The sequence below is a fragment of the Moorena sp. SIO4E2 genome (assembly GCF_010671945.1).
Lineage (GTDB): Bacteria > Cyanobacteriota > Cyanobacteriia > Cyanobacteriales > Coleofasciculaceae > Moorena > Moorena producens.
In genome coordinates, this window is record NZ_JAAHIE010000621.1 from 1 (window position 1) to 1,753 (window position 1,753).

Sequence of the window (1,753 nt, forward strand, 5' to 3'; positions counted from 1 at the left end):
GGTCAATTTCCCACTGTATCAAGCCATAGCTCATTGGCATCAAAGCCTTATCTAGTGGGCTTTTCAGGGCTCATGTCACCCCCTCAGATTTAATACCTAAAAGACAATCATAGCAAGGCTTTCAGACTTCTTAAGATTTACTTTACAAATCAGCTCTAAGACCAGATGCATATTCACATTTCATTCACAAAGTTCAATTAATCTGTTATCAGAGCTTGATCAAAGGAACTGAATTTCAAATGTTCTGTAACTTTGACCAATTCCTCATAGATTACACCAACTTGATTCGGAGTGTAAAGCAAACATGAAAGAAAAAATAAATATCAAAAATCTAGAAACCAGACCTAGCCAAGAAACCGACCTCCTAAAGTTGTCAGTAGACGACCTGAAAGGGGTAGTAGGAGGAGGAAATACGCAAGGATCGGCAAGTCTCGGAAGACATTATCCATGCAACCGTTGTGTATCAGATGAAGTTACCAGCGACAAGGGTAATTAAAGAAATAAGTAAAACATTGAGATTGCCCAATAGTCTGGGTTAATAATGATTAATTGAGTTTATCCCAGTTTATGATTTTAAACTGGGATTTTATTAGGAGTATAGCCACTGAAAACCCCGCGTATAATGACCTGGTATGAAAGTAAACAGCGCGCTTTTAGCCGTAAAAATATTTTCTATAAGACTCCGAAATCATCATCAAAAGCAATGTAGAATAAATCATAGATTACAGGCTGAAAAACCGTTGGCTCAACGTAAGCATTCAGCTATCAGCAGTCAGCCGTCAGCTAATTAACGGGAGGTAGTAAAAAAGCTGCGGGATGCTCCTACGGCTGATTGAAAATTCCTGCTCGTTTTACTAATCCGACCCCCTGCAGTTATCACGGCTGCATGCACCTCAATTAGCGTGGCACAGGCTTCGACGCTAAGACGCATAAGCTGACGGCTGAATGGTTACGAATAAAGATAGGCTTGGTAGTCGCTCCTGCTAAAGCGAAAAGCGCTGTAACAATAGTTATGCTCCACCCCTTGATTTGGAAAGAGTTGCTAGCCATTCGTTAGATTACAGCTTGAACAAATTCCATGTGTTTGATTCTTCTTTTTTGATCCTCTTCATTGGTCAAATTGGCTGACAGCATAATACTTTATCCCATTGCTTGTCCATCGAAACTCCCAGGGGGAGCAGGTCAATTTTGTAAGAACGCTTGAACTACAGTGTTTTCGGGACTTGAGTAGCGGTCATGAGTTATTTTAGTACATTTGTTCTGCGAATTTGACATGCTCCCTAAACGCATCTTGTCAATAAACCAGGGATAGTTCTCAATAAACCCTGCTTTATTGTGCTTGTTGACAATTCATTTTCATTCAACATATAGTGTTTTTTTGGCGTTGCTTAATAATGGAATAATTTTAAGAGTTTGTAGAATGGGCATCTTGCCTGTTCCTGATATTTTCGGGCAGGCAGAATGCCCACCCCACTCATATTCATTCCTTGATTCAGCAATGCCACCAATATAGCTAAGACTACATTCTGCAAAAAAAATTGATAAAATTGACGTAAGCGGTTATTCATAAGACAAGCGGTATAAGCCAGTTCGAATCAGTTTGAGTGTAAAAATAGCGGTTGGATATCTAACTCCTCACCCCCCACACTTCCAACACTTCCCCTTTGACCCTAATCTAAAAACCTACCCCTGTTACCATCACCCTACTGGGCAAATTGCTGAAATTTGCGCCAATATAATAGTTTCGGTGTGA